This is a genomic window from Ottowia caeni, assembly GCF_050821495.1.
Classification (GTDB): Bacteria; Pseudomonadota; Gammaproteobacteria; order Burkholderiales; family Burkholderiaceae_C; genus Ottowia; species Ottowia caeni.
On the sequence record NZ_CP151080.1, the window covers coordinates 2,956,791 to 2,968,829 of the forward strand.

Genomic DNA, 12,039 nt, shown 5'->3' on the forward strand with positions numbered 1-12,039 from the left:
TCTACCGAGACATACAGATCATGGCAAATCTGAACCCCATTGAATACGAACAAGCTTCACCCACCGTGCGCGCCATCTACGACGACATCATGGCTGCCCGCAAGACCGACTGGGTGAACAATTTCTGGAAAGTCCTGGCTCATCACCCTGAGAACCTGCAACGCATCTGGAGCAACGTCAAGCAGGTCATGGGCAACGGCGCCCTTGACCCTCTGACCAAGGAACTGGTTTACGTGGCAGTAAGCATCACCAACAATTGCAATTACTGCATCGCATCCCATTCGGCAGGTGCGCGGGCCAAAGGCATGAGTGAGGAACAATTCGGTGAATTGATGGCCGTGATTGGCCTGGCCAACGAGACCAACCGACTGGCCGTTGGTTACGGCGTTCCGATTGACGAGGCATTCCTGCCGAAATACTCCAAGGATTGACTCGGCTCAAGTGACAGCGCGAAATCACGCCTACTGATACTGGCATTGAGCCGCCCCTTCACTTTGAAAACAATGGAGGAAAGTACCGGTAATACGGCTTCACACTGAAAGTAGACCCGATGACCAAGCCCCCCGAATTGGCGTACGGAGGCGTTGTAGGAGCAGGCGCTGTGGCCGTCAGTCCAAAGTCAAGATAGCCTCTTTTTATTTGGAATGTATCTGTGCCCGAAGTATTCAGTTCAAGAAAATAATTTCCGGCATAAACCACCTCGGAAGCAGCATTCTTGATCTGAAGCGCAATGGTGTACGGCACATCAGGTGCCAGGTTCAGAAAGACATTCTGAGCGCCCTCCCCTGTGCGCACCAGACTGCCGTTGATGAATGCAGTCATGCCGGGAATTTTGGGCGCGTCGGGCAGATTGATATTCATTCCCACGTTCAGCTTTCCGGGAGTCAGCGCCGGGAATGTGCCGGAGGTGGACATCGTCCACTATGCCGACGGGCGCATAGAGGTGCTGCACTACTGCCAGCCAATCAACCGCACGACTACGATACTGCCACTTTTTCAGCAGAGTGATTTGCATGACCGCGCACCAAATCGACTCTACTGAGCTTCTATGAAAAACCGGCAAAGCAGCGGCATCGATCTGGACTACAACGCAACCGCCAGACGTCAGCGGACGGACTATGCGTTGCTCAAGTAAAGGGCAACGCGATCTGTTGTCCACGTGGCGATGCCCGTTCCAAAGAAGTCGGCGTCTTCGGTCCAAACCGGGCAATTCAGCACCATGGCGCAAGCCAACACCGGCCAGTCGTCGGCGTCCCGTATCTCGATGCGCCGCAATGCTTGCTGCTGCAGCCCGCCATAAACTTCCAAGTCCACCGAATGAACGACTCGCTCCAACGCGTCGAGCACACGAAGTGCGGAGATGGCTTCTATCCCGCGCTTCTCCAGCAGTTCAGGTAAGTACTTGCGCGCATCCGCATACGCCACGTCAGGGGCAAAGAACTTTACCGAAGAGGCATGCACTTGAATCAGTTCTCGGACGCGCCTACCAAGTACCGCTCGGATCAGAATATTGGCATCCAGAACGATGGCCGCGTTGCTCATCTGGTCTTGGCTTTGATGGTCGTAGCGATCGTTTTACGTGCTTTCTTGAAGTCAGCCACGATGTCCTCGGCATCGACGCCTTGCGCAGATAGCAATTCATCGAGCGATTGGCTGGCTTTTTGAAGTGCCACCAAATCCGCTTCAACTTGACCGTGCACAGGAATGAAGTAGCCAACCGTCTGACCGTGGCGAGTCACCGCGACAGGATTGTTGGCCGCGATGTACTCGGCCAAGTCGGCTCGGAATTCGCGAATTCCTACTTTTGTAGCTTCCATGGCTGAACTCCTTAATTGTGGATCAGTGTGTACACATTTTATGTGTTATGGCAGAAGCTGTCAAAGAAGCTGTCAAAGCCAGCAGATCTGCACAAGACGAACTCAGCATGTGTCCAAAGCACGACTGACCTTGCCCTCGGATTCCGTATCCCTTAGTCGAGTAGTTAACTAAGCGGTGCGCGTTGGAGCATTCCGCCTTGACTCCCGTAGGTTGGCGCTGAGCGCAGCGAAGCCCAACATGGGGTGTGTGAGATGGGTGGCGCTGTCTGTTGCGCTTCGCTGCGCTCAGCACCAACCTACGGCAGCACACACACACTCAGGTGCAAGGTGTCCTTGAACCGCCACGTTCACTTTAAAAATAGCGGAGGAAAGTACTGGCAGTAGGGTTTCACATTAAAAGTAGACCAGATGACCAAGCCCCGCGAATTGGCGTACGGGGGCGTTGTCGGAGCAGGTGCTATAGCCGTCAGTCCAAAGTCTAGGAGACTTTCCGACTTGGAGCGCCGAAAGCGAAAATGGGGCCCAGCGAGGACAATTTTTGCAGCATTCGCAGGCCCATAGCCACGCTATGGGTCAAGAAGACTGTGAAAAATGGACCGATGCGGCTCATTTGCAGTCGGCGATTTCCAAGTCCGACAGGCTCCTCGATACGCCCCTTTTTATCTCGAATGAATTAGCGCCAGAAGCATTCAGTTCAAGGAAATAGTTTCCGGCATAAGCCACCTCAAGTGATGGGGTTGGATCAACAAGGTATTAAACGAATATTTACGACAAAATTGCATTCAACCTACAATATAAACGTCGACAACGAGTCGATCTGTCCTTTTGCTCCAAGAAATCCGACACGAAACCACGGCTGGCCCCAAGCGAAATATCAATTAAAACGACACATCCATCATGGCTCAATAAATCACGACAGCCACTACCCTAACCATGGCCTCCCTTGCAAAAAAACCGACAGACGACCTGCTGCTCTACGCCGAGATGGCACCTGCTGAAGTGCGTGCGGCACAGCGCCAACTCAAAGCCGGCCGGCTACACCGCATCGCCGCAGGCGTGCTGACCCCATGGCCAGAAGAGAGCTGGCCAGGCCTCGTTGCGCGCGAGCGAATCCGACTGCTCGCTGCCCTGTACCCCGGGGCCGTGGTGGGCCCCAAAAGCGCTTTCTATGGCGGTGTTCCTTGCGACGGGGTGATGTACCTGACCTACACCTACACCAAGCGTGTATCGCTGCCCGGGATGACCGTACAACTCATCCATGGGCCGGGAGCCAGTCAAGGCGACACGCAGATGATGGGGCGCGAGTTCTACTATCCGTCGCTGCCGCGCCTGCTGCTGGAGAACCTGTCCATCACCCGCGGCCAGGTTCAGAAGTCCGTGGGTAAGGTCGAAGTGGAGAGGCGCCTCATCGAGACTTGCGAAGCACGCGGAGAAGACGTTCTGAACCAGCTGCGCGAACAGGCTCGCGACTTGGCGCCAGGCCTTGGCCTGCAGCGGGAACAAGCTCTGCTCGACGAACTCATCGGCACCATTCTGGGCACTCGAAAAGCCGACATGCAAACAAAAGCCGGCAAGGCTCTTGCCGCCGCCCCGCCCTATGACGCCAACCGCCTGGCCTTGCTGGAAAAGCTCGCCGCCCACCTGCGGGCCACTCCGTTGAAGCAACCCGCGGCTGTCGCAACCACCGACCAAGCCCGGGTCAACTTTGCCTTCTTGGAGTCGTTCTTCAGCAATTTCATCGAAGGCACCGAATTTGACGTCCAGGACGCCCGGGGATTTGTCCTTCAAGGTTTCCCCATCACCACGCGCCCCAAAGACTCGCATGACGTACTGGGCGTGTTTCGCCAGGCTGTCAACCAGGGCTGGGCCAACCAGACCCTGGGCGTTGGCGAGCCCGTGCTTCACCAATTGCGAGACAGGCACCGCGACCAAATGGCGGAGCGTCCGGAGGTGGGGCCCGGGGAGTTCAAGACGCAAGCCAACCGCGCCGGCAACACCGAGTTCGTGGCACCTAGACTGGTGCGAGGCAGCCTCGTAGAAGGCTCAAAACTGCTGCCCACGGTACCCGCAGGCATAGCCCGCGCACTGCTGGCCATGTTTCTCGTCGCAGAGGTGCACCCCTTCACCGATGGCAACGGTCGACTGGCGCGACTCGTGATGAACGCCGAACTCTCGGTGGTGGGGGCCAGTCGCATCATCATCCCAACGCTGTTTCGGGAAGAGTACCTGGACTGTCTGCGTGTGCTCACCCGGCAAGGCGATCCGGCGCCCTTTGTACAAGCCATGCTGCACATCCACGCTTGGACAGCTGCATTCAACTACGACGATCTGGACCGCGTGCTGGCTCAAATGAAAGCCTGCCATGCATTCGAAAAGTCCCGCATCCAGTACAAGCTGCTCTTTCCTTGAAGCACGCCAAGACATTGCTATGGCCTGGCCAGCCCGTCGATTTGAGTGATGGTTCACCGCATCCAATCAGGCCTCGCCGCGCAGCAGGGCTATCAGTTCGTCGGTGCGCCACCTCACGTCGGCCTTGCCCCCGGGCAGCCTCGAAGCGATCAGGCTTACGGCTGGGCCGCGCACCGACCTTGTGAATCACAACATCGCCATCGCGATTAACGGCGAAATCAGCAGGGCAACCCGGGGAGCATGGGCTGAGAAACCCAGGCGGTGCACCTGATTCCGAGGGCGCAGATGGCAACCTTCGTCAAAATCTCAACCTCTCATCGACCGATCTACCGAGACATACAAATCATGGCAAATCTTGACCCCATTGAATACGAACAAGCCTCATCCACCGTGCGCGCCGTCTACGACGACATCATGGCCACCCGCAAGACCGACTGGGTAAACAATTTCTGGAAAGTTCTGGCTCATCACCCTGACAACCTGCAACGCCTCTGGAACAACATCAAGCAGGTCATGGGCAACGGCGCCCTTGACCCCCTGACCAAGGAACTGATTTACGTGGCAGTAAGCATCACCAACAATTGCAGTTACTGCATTGCATCCCATTCGGCAAGCGCACGGGCCAAAGGCATGAGTGAGGAACAATTCGGTGAATTGATGGCCGTGATTGGCCTAGCCAACGAGACCAACCGGCTGGCCGTTGGTTATGGCGTTCCCATTGACGAGGCATTCCTGCCGAAATAAATTTGACTCGACTCCATTGACGGCGTGAAATCAGCCTACGGATACTGGCATTGAGCCGCCACGTTCACTTTGAAAATATCGGAGGAAAGTACTGGTAGTACGGCTTCACATTAAAAGTAGACCCGATGACCAAGCCCCCCGAATTGGCGTACGGGGGCGTTGTCGGAGCAGGCGCTATGGCCGTGAGTCCGAAGTCTAGAAAGCCTCTTGTGATCTCGAAAGAATCGAGTCCAGAAGCGTTAAGCTCAAGAGAATAATTTCCGGCGTAAACCACCTCAGACGCCTCATTCTTGATCTGTAGCGGATTGGTGTGCGGAACATCGGGCGCCAGGTCAAGGAAGACATTCTGGGCGCCCCCGTGCGCCCAGCGCGTATCAAGGTAGTTGTCGCCTTGGTCATGCAGCCAACGGCTGAATATCTGTGAGCTGGGATGCCATGGTGACCACCGAATCGCGTTCCGGGTTGAGCGTTACGGCCCCGATAGGTGTCCAGTTGCGTGTGCGCCCCGACCATCGGGCCGGGTGACGTTCGCGGGCCTGTAGGTAGACGTCATGCCGGGCCGCGAGGATCTCGCGATCGTTGCCTGCGTGGCGTTGGGCCGGGCTGACGTAGCGAATGCCGCTGTGGCGGTGATCGACGTTGTACCAGTGCACGTTCAGGGTCGAGCCGTTGTCGCCGTGGAGCACCGGCTTGGTGGCCATGGTGGCAATGCCCTCGGCCAGCGCCGTGCGGCGTACCAGGTGCACGGCATGGCCGGAGTCGTCGCTGTCATGCACCTCGGCACCCACGATCTTGCGGCTGTAGATGTCCAGGATCAGGTACAGGTGGAACCATCGGCCCATCACATTGGCCGGCAGGTAACTCATGTCCCAGCACCAGACCTGGCCGGGGGCGTGGCGATGTGGATTGTTGGCGGTGTAGGCCCATTCCTGTCAAAAATCGCCGACACGCAGATTGAAGAAATCCGCGCGCCCCCTTCGGGAAATCATTTTGCCTGAGATCACTCTCTGAAACTAGTCAGACTTGATGCAAACGCTGTGTGGGGATATTTCGCCACCAAAAAAGCGGCTTCACCAATGCCACCCACAGGGGGCGGCCAGTTCTAACTGTTTATAGTCCGTTGTTCAAGGAGGAACGGGCTTGGATTGGAGCTGCTTCTCCGACGAGCAGATCATGGACTTCCTCCAGCAGGCCGAGCCGGCTAACCACTCGGAAAGTGTAAGCCGCCTGTCCCAGAAACTTCGAGACAGGATCAATGCTTCATCGCTCGTGCAGTGGTCGTCGTTTGTCCGCGACCACCACACCGTCTCTGATCACCAATTGCAATTCACGCAGATTATTGATGTTTTGCAATGGATCCTGACCTACCACGATCAGGTCCGCGACCTTCCCTACTTCGACGGTGCCTGTCTCGTGTCCTACGCCACAGATGGCTGCGCCATTTTTGGTGGCAGCTTGCAAGGTATGCCAACTGGAAGCGCCATGCCGAGCCCACAAGCCCATCTCAAGGAGAGCCGCATCTTTGAGCGGACGAATATCAGACCCCAGCGCCATCTTGACACCAGCTTTCAAGGCCTTCGTAAACCATTCCCCGTGTGTGTCGCTGGCCGCATCCGCTCGGCAGCAGAGGGCGTCGCTCATGGCTCGTTGCTTGGTCCACCTACTCTCCCATTGATTACTGGCTTGCTTGGGTGTCAGGTGGCTGATTGCAAGCGTGGGTACTAACCACACGTTGTGTTCCAGAAGCAGGTCTATACACTCGTCGTCCAATATATACCCGTGTTCAATACTATGCGCGCCCATGCGTATCGCAGCCTTCACTGCGTCCGGGTGTGTCGCATGCGCCATGACTTTAAATTTGCGCAACCTGCAGATATCAAAGGCCGCCTTAAGTTCTTCATCTAGCAGAAACGAATCCGTATGAAGGTCCCAGCTTGGGCCCAATATCCCACCAGAAAGATTGAGCTTGATGTGATCCACCCCGGCTTTGATACCTTCCCGAATGGCCTTTACAAACCCATACGGACCATCGCATTCACGGGCGTGCCCGGATGTCAAAAAATGTCCACCCGTAGTGGTTAAAAAATAGCCACTTGCAAATAGCCGCGGGCCGATGAAATGGCCTGCATCAAAACTCCTCTTCCATGCGACGTCGATGTAGTTGTGCGCGCCTGCACAGCGAAACCCGACGATTCCCGATTCCAACAGAGCCGTTTGTAAGCGGTGTCCAAATAGGGCAACCTGCTCGGGAAGCGGCATGTCAGTCAGGGAATGGTAGTCTGGGTGAACGTGAACATCCCACAGCCCCGGAAGAAGATAGGCGCCGTTTAAATCAATCACCTGATCTCCGGGCTGAGACTCAAACACAGCATCCGGAATAATCTGCGTGATGCGCTTACCCTCTACCACCACGGAAGTTCCGGGTCGGCTGCCTGGATTGAGCGCATCGATGAGAGTGGAATGAGAAAAAATAGTTCGCATCAAGGTTTACCCCATCATCGACAACTAACACATGAAAGCCGAATGGATCGCTCCGCGGCCGCCTTCAAAATCTGTCCAACGAAAACGCTGTCAACTCCCCAGCATCACCGCGGCCCCCAATGGCCCTTGCGAGAAGTTTCCCGGTATTGACTGACCCTGTGAGTCCTAGATGGCCGTGACCGAATGCACACCAAAGACCCGGCGCATCCGGCACGGGCCCCAGAACAGGAAGCGAATCCGGAAGGCAGGGGCGTTCACCCATCCAAAGCTCCAGTCCTTGGGTATTGAGTCCGTTCAAGCCTTGCTCAGCATGGTCCTTGAGTAGCAAGGCTCTTCGCTCGTTCATCGCGGTTCCTGCTCGGCCGAACTCCACGGTACCCGCCACGCGCAGAGAACCTTCCAATGGATTCAAAAAGACTTTCTTATCTGCTAGCACCACGACACGCGAAAGCTCTATGCCCGGATTCGGCAATTGCACGTGGTAGCCTCGTTGACTCTCAAGCGGAACATCCCGGTTCAACGTCCTGAGCAGCTCTCTGGATCCAATTCCGGCACTAAGAACCACGTGTTCACTGCACCCGCTCCAATCCCCGCTCCTGAATGTCCATTGAGCTCCATCCCTCGCCAGATCAGAAATCTTGCGGGTGACGAAGGTCACCCCCATACGCTGCAGACTCGAGGCTATCGATTGGGCATACCGTAATGGTCCAGCGACCCAAGTGTCTTCTGGCAGAAACATCCCTGTTTTGTACCTGCCGCTTAAGGCCGGCTCCAAAGCGCGAATCGCCTGCTCATTCACAAGCTCTGAAACTTGTCCGTGCGCGCGCTTAAGCTCCCAAGATCCGGCATCCTGCGCCAAGGAGGCGTCATCGGGGTACACATGAAGCTGCCCTGTGTCCCGAACGAGTTCCGGACAGCCCACTTGGGCTGCCATCTTACGGTGGAGTGCCACTGCGTCGGTATGGAGAAACTTCAGTGCTTGTGCAATCTGAGCCACTCGTTCCGGCTTCGCAGACGCAGTGAATCGACGGAGCCAAGGCAGTGCCGGCAGCCAGTAATTGACCGGTATGTGAAGTGGACTGGAACTGTCCAACAACATCGAGAAAGCCTGACTCCAGATTCCCGGCATGGCCAGTGGAGCCACCGACCCGCCAGAAAGGGCCCCTGCGTTACCAGATGAGCATTGGGAGCCTGGGGGTTCAGGATCGATGACGGTCACATCATATTCAGCCTCTCGCAAAGCATGCGCTACGCACAGCCCTACAATGCCTGCGCCAATCACGGCGACTGAGTTGCTAGCAGGTCTCATGGTGCGAAGGCTTGGGGAGTTCAACAATAGCGAAGAGCATAATGGTTACGAGCTATCGGGATATATACATATGCGCAGCACCCCTTACCGGCGCGCTTCGCTCACATACCGGGTGACCATAAAGGCGTCTAGCCCCTCTGGCCCCCCTTCTCGCCCATCGCCGCTCTCTTTGACGCCGCCGAACGGAGTTTCCGGCAATGCAGCAGTCACGTGATTGAAAGTCACCACCCCCGCTTCAATGCCTTCGGCGATCTCCGATGCACGAGTCATCGAATCCGTGAACGCATAGGCAGCCAATCCCTGTGGGAGACGGTTCGCCTCTACGAGCACCTCTTCGATTCGCGAAAATGGCACGATTGGGGCCAATGGCCCGAAGGGCTCCTCGTTCATCATCACGGCACTGCTATCGACATCACTGAGCACAGTAGGCGCCCAAAAATAACCTTTTTGCCCCACTCTATGTCCACCAGCCAGTACCTTGGCGCCCTTGGCACGTGCGTCTTCCACCAGCCGCTGCATCGCATCCACGCGTCGCTCATTCGCCAGCGGGCCCATTTCCGTGTCGGCATCCAGGCCATTTCCGACCTTGATCGACAACGCAATTTCCGCTAAGGCATTGGAGAAGGCCTTGTAGACACCCTCCTGTACAAAAAAACGCGTTGGTGCCACACAAACCTGTCCTGCGTTCCTGAGAAACTTGGCGCTGGCGGCCACTCGGGCGGCGTAAATCGGATCAGCATCATCCAGTACGATCACCGGCGCATGTCCCCCGAGCTCCAAAGTACAGCGCTGCAAGCGATTGGATGCCAATTTAGCCAAGTGCTTACCAACAGGGATCGATCCGGTGAAAGAGATCTTTCGAATGACATCCGAATCCATCAAGTGGCTAGATACAGTTGGCGGATCACCAAACACGAGGTTAACCACGCCCGCTGGAATGCCGGCGTCATGACACACCTGAACAATCATCATTGCAGTTGCCGGTGTTTCTTCAGATGCCTTGAGGATGCACGTGCAACCGGCAGCCAAAGCCATGGCAATCTTCCTAGCAGGAACCAAGCCAGGAAAATTCCACGGCGAAAGCCCCAAGGAAGGGCCGATCGGGCGTTTGAACACCATCTGCCGGTGCCCCTCGGTTCTGGACGGAATGATCCTCCCATAGGTGCGTTTTCCTTCCTCCGCGCAGTAGGAAAATATGTCCGCCGCATATTGAAGCTCAGCGGCAGCTTCCCTAATGCTCTTGCCCTGTTCCAGACAAAGAACGGGGGCGATTTGCGGAATGCGCTCGATAAGAAGGTCGGCAACTTTGTGGAGCAACGCGCCGCGATCTTGAGCGGAGACCAATTTCCAAGTTTGGTAAGCCCTGGCAGAGGAAGCCAAGGCGTCATCTAGATGTTCGGTTGTCGCCCACGCCAGTGTGCCCAGCCGCTCTTCAGTCGCAGGATTGAAAACCGCCTGTTCCCCTGCCGTTGATGAGTCGATGGCTCGCCCATCCACGATCATGTGCAGAGCCGGGTAATTACTCATGAACGTGCCTCTTCGCCGGATTGAACCCGCGTAGCGGACGAATGCTGAGACTTCGCTATCATCTCAGAGTGGGGATAGTAAGGAGGAAAAGCGCCAACCGCGTGCATGTCGACCTCCACGATTGACGGGCCCTTGACTTGCATAGCCTGCGCTACGGTCGCTCCAAACTTGTCGGCCTCGGTCACGCGCCAGCCCGGCATTCCTGCCAGCTTGGCCAAACCCATTAGGTCGGGTCCAGCCAAGTCGACAAACTGATGACGTCCTTCAAACATGGCAGTTTGCATGTGCTTGATCACCCCATACCCGCTGTCGTTCATCACGATGAAGACAATCTCCAGCTTCTCCTGAACGGCAGTCCACAGCTCTGCCAGGTTGAAGAAGAAGCCGCCATCACCAGTGAGAGTGACCACCTTGCTTCCGGCTTCAAGCGCGGATCCGATCGCCAACTGGACTCCTTGCCCCAGGCCGGAACTTGCCGGATAGACGTTCTCCCTTGGAGAATGCATAGGAAAAAGGCGATAGCCCCAGGTACTGTTACTGAGCGTGATGTCGCGCGCAAAGATGACATCTTTGGGCATCGCCTCGCGAAGTTGGGCTGAGAATGTCTCATAGGGCCCCAGGCTTTTGGCGAACTCGGCGCGCGCCTCGATTTTGACTTGCTTGAATTTTTGAACGAACGACTGGTCGACGTTCATCCGACCCTTAATGCGATGGATCAACCCAGAAAGTGCTGCGGCTGCCTCTCCGCATATGAAATGCTGTGTGGGATAGGTACGACCGTCTGCCTGAGGTTCGATATCGATCTGCACTAGTCGCGCGGGCAGTTTCACTTTCATATCCAGTGTTTCTGCACTGCGGATGCCCGAGCCCACCACAAGCATGAGATCGACCTCTTCGTAGAGGGCCTCCACAATGGGGATGCCCACACCGTTGAGTGATCCCAAATTCTGAGGATGCTCTTCCGAAACTACACCTCTGCCGCCCCAGCTGGTGGTGAGCCCAAATCCCATTTCCAAGAGCTCTGACACTTCAGCAGTGGCTCCTAGTGCGCCCCTGCCAATGCGCAACATGGGACGCTTTGCATTGAGAACGAGTTCTGCCAACCGATCCAGATCCGTGTCGACTGGTTGTTGTAACTGAGGTTGAGGTGCCCGGAACTCATGTTCTGCATAGCGCCGGTGTGCCTGAGAACGCTGAATATCAATGGGAATCTCTACGCTGACCGGTCCGCAAGGTGCAGTATTTGCCAGAAGGATCGCCTGCTTCAATATAGGCAACGCTTCCTGGACTGAGCGAATGCGGAACGCCGCTTTCGACACTGACCTCAACATCCCAAGTTGATCAGGTATGTCATGAACAGTGCCCTGATTCCGGTCCACGTACTGGGTCAGCGTTTGACCTGTAATGTGCAGCAAAGGAGTGTTCGCAAACCGCGCTTCGACCAAACCTGGAACGGCGTTTGACGCCCCTGGACCGGTGCTAGTGACCACTGCACCCAATCTCTTGCCGACACGTGCGCAACCGTCAGCCATGTGCGCAGCGCCCGTTTCCCCGCGAGTCATGACCATGCGCAACTCCCGGCGCTTCGCAATGCCATCCATGATCGGCAGGTTGTGGACCGAGATCATCCCGAACACGGTTCTTACGCCGTTGAAGTACAAGCAATCTGCAACCAGCTCGCCAACGGTGTAAGTATTAGGAGCACTCATTTCAATCCCTCTGAATGATTTTGACAAAAGGCGATGTCGAGCA

11 protein-coding genes and 1 pseudogene are annotated in these 12,039 nt (G+C 56.2%); 4 read left to right on the forward strand and 8 right to left on the reverse strand.

What is annotated here, in order from left to right; translation table 11 throughout:
- Nucleotides 1-20: 20 nt before the first annotated feature.
- Entirely contained in the window at nt 21-431 is a 411-nt protein-coding gene (locus tag AAAK34_RS13995; RefSeq protein WP_231695857.1) for a carboxymuconolactone decarboxylase family protein, read from the forward strand.
- A gap of 58 nt (nt 432-489) precedes the next feature.
- On the opposite strand, the gene AAAK34_RS14000 is transcribed toward AAAK34_RS13995, so the two are convergent.
- Entirely contained in the window at nt 490-822 is a 333-nt protein-coding gene (locus AAAK34_RS14000) for a hypothetical protein (RefSeq protein WP_431777398.1), read from the reverse strand.
- On the opposite strand from AAAK34_RS14000, the gene AAAK34_RS14005 reads away from it, so the two are divergent.
- Nucleotides 821-1,042, forward strand: coding sequence for a hypothetical protein (locus tag AAAK34_RS14005; protein WP_431777399.1), 222 nt, complete (start codon nt 821-823; stop codon nt 1,040-1,042). The two genes, AAAK34_RS14000 and AAAK34_RS14005, sit on opposite strands and share 2 nt — an antisense overlap.
- Before the next feature lie 74 nt (nt 1,043-1,116).
- On the opposite strand, the gene AAAK34_RS14010 is transcribed toward AAAK34_RS14005, so the two are convergent.
- Nucleotides 1,117-1,542, reverse strand: a complete 426-nt coding sequence (locus tag AAAK34_RS14010) for a PIN domain-containing protein (RefSeq protein ID WP_231695855.1) — start codon at nt 1,540-1,542, stop codon at nt 1,117-1,119.
- Nucleotides 1,539-1,817: a type II toxin-antitoxin system Phd/YefM family antitoxin gene (locus tag AAAK34_RS14015; RefSeq protein ID WP_231695854.1), complete on the reverse strand. Its 279-nt coding sequence runs from the start codon at nt 1,815-1,817 to the stop codon at nt 1,539-1,541. Before AAAK34_RS14015 ends, AAAK34_RS14010 begins: the two co-directional genes overlap by 4 nt.
- 933 nt (nt 1,818-2,750) lie before the next feature.
- Here AAAK34_RS14015 and AAAK34_RS14020 point away from each other — a divergent pair.
- A complete protein-coding gene (locus AAAK34_RS14020) occupies nt 2,751-4,226 on the forward strand; it encodes a Fic family protein (RefSeq protein WP_231695853.1) in 1,476 nt (491 codons plus the stop codon).
- A gap of 345 nt (nt 4,227-4,571) precedes the next feature.
- Complete coding sequence (locus tag AAAK34_RS14025) at nt 4,572-4,970, forward strand: carboxymuconolactone decarboxylase family protein (protein WP_231695852.1); 399 nt, start codon at nt 4,572-4,574, stop codon at nt 4,968-4,970.
- Between the two features lie 395 nt (nt 4,971-5,365).
- Here AAAK34_RS14025 and AAAK34_RS14030 read toward each other — a convergent pair.
- The 5 genes and pseudogenes from AAAK34_RS14030 to AAAK34_RS14050 all read right to left on the reverse strand — a co-directional run.
- A pseudogene (locus AAAK34_RS14030) lies at nt 5,366-5,883 on the reverse strand (DDE-type integrase/transposase/recombinase); the annotation flags it as partial.
- A gap of 347 nt (nt 5,884-6,230) precedes the next feature.
- Nucleotides 6,231-7,451, reverse strand: coding sequence for a metal-dependent hydrolase family protein (locus AAAK34_RS14035; RefSeq protein ID WP_231695978.1), 1,221 nt, complete (start codon nt 7,449-7,451; stop codon nt 6,231-6,233).
- A 64-nt stretch (nt 7,452-7,515) separates the two neighbouring features.
- A complete protein-coding gene (locus tag AAAK34_RS14040; RefSeq protein WP_231695851.1) occupies nt 7,516-8,760 on the reverse strand; it encodes an FAD-dependent oxidoreductase in 1,245 nt (414 codons plus the stop codon).
- 84 nt (nt 8,761-8,844) lie between these two features.
- Nucleotides 8,845-10,287 carry an NAD-dependent succinate-semialdehyde dehydrogenase gene (locus AAAK34_RS14045; protein WP_231695850.1) on the reverse strand — a complete coding sequence of 481 codons (1,443 nt, stop codon included), beginning with the start codon at nt 10,285-10,287 and terminating at the stop codon, nt 8,845-8,847.
- The gene (locus AAAK34_RS14050; RefSeq protein WP_431777400.1) at nt 10,284-11,996 is read right to left on the reverse strand and encodes a thiamine pyrophosphate-binding protein; all 1,713 of its coding nucleotides are present in this window, start codon (nt 11,994-11,996) and stop codon (nt 10,284-10,286) included. Before AAAK34_RS14050 ends, AAAK34_RS14045 begins: the two co-directional genes overlap by 4 nt.
- Nucleotides 11,997-12,039: the final 43 nt, after the last annotated feature.

Bases quoted from the DNA above. Each gene is read 5' to 3' on its own strand.
- AAAK34_RS14045 (WP_231695850.1), bottom strand. From the start codon at position 10,287: ATGAGTAATTACCCGGCTCTGCACATGATCGTGGATGGGCGAGCCATC.
- AAAK34_RS14005 (WP_431777399.1), top strand. From the start codon at position 821: ATGCCGGGAATTTTGGGCGCGTCGGGCAGATTGATATTCATTCCCACG.
- AAAK34_RS14040 (WP_231695851.1), bottom strand. From the start codon at position 8,760: ATGAGACCTGCTAGCAACTCAGTCGCCGTGATTGGCGCAGGCATTGTA.
- AAAK34_RS14015 (WP_231695854.1), bottom strand. From the start codon at position 1,817: ATGGAAGCTACAAAAGTAGGAATTCGCGAATTCCGAGCCGACTTGGCC.
- AAAK34_RS14050 (WP_431777400.1), bottom strand. From the start codon at position 11,996: ATGAGTGCTCCTAATACTTACACCGTTGGCGAGCTGGTTGCAGATTGC.
- AAAK34_RS14020 (WP_231695853.1), top strand. From the start codon at position 2,751: ATGGCCTCCCTTGCAAAAAAACCGACAGACGACCTGCTGCTCTACGCC.
- AAAK34_RS14025 (WP_231695852.1), top strand. From the start codon at position 4,572: ATGGCAAATCTTGACCCCATTGAATACGAACAAGCCTCATCCACCGTG.
- AAAK34_RS14000 (WP_431777398.1), bottom strand. From the start codon at position 822: ATGACTGCATTCATCAACGGCAGTCTGGTGCGCACAGGGGAGGGCGCT.
- AAAK34_RS14035 (WP_231695978.1), bottom strand. From the start codon at position 7,451: ATGCGAACTATTTTTTCTCATTCCACTCTCATCGATGCGCTCAATCCA.
- AAAK34_RS13995 (WP_231695857.1), top strand. From the start codon at position 21: ATGGCAAATCTGAACCCCATTGAATACGAACAAGCTTCACCCACCGTG.
- AAAK34_RS14010 (WP_231695855.1), bottom strand. From the start codon at position 1,542: ATGAGCAACGCGGCCATCGTTCTGGATGCCAATATTCTGATCCGAGCG.